We start from the raw sequence: 280 nt of genomic DNA, 5'->3' as shown, positions 1-280 counted from the left end.
GAAAGATCGTCCGCGACCAACACCTTCCGGCGGTCGCCAAGGATGGCGATTATCAGCTTGCCGCAGCGGCCAGCCGCCATGGCAAGGTCGACGGCATTCCAAACTACCCCAGCATCGAGGCGATGCTTGCGGCTGAAGCTGGTCTGGAGGCGGTCTCGCTCTGCATGCCGCCGCAATTCCGCTACGACGCCGCGCGCACCGCGCTGGAGGCGAAGAAGCATGTTTTCTTGGAGAAGCCGCCGGGCGCCACGGTGAGCGAGGTCGAGCACCTCAAGGCGCT

The 280-nt window shown here is 65.0% G+C and carries 1 protein-coding gene; it reads left to right on the top strand.

Annotated features, from left to right (window positions below; genetic code table 11):
- On the top strand, positions 1-280 hold a 280-nt coding region (locus tag EN852_RS40405), incomplete at both ends, for a Gfo/Idh/MocA family oxidoreductase (protein WP_189546695.1).

Origin of the sequence: Mesorhizobium sp. M2E.F.Ca.ET.209.01.1.1, from assembly GCF_004010375.2 — a bacterium.
Classification (GTDB): Bacteria; Pseudomonadota; Alphaproteobacteria; order Rhizobiales; family Rhizobiaceae; genus Mesorhizobium.
The sequence above is the reverse complement of the archived record's forward strand: the minus strand, read 5'-3'. Positions and strand labels throughout refer to the sequence as shown.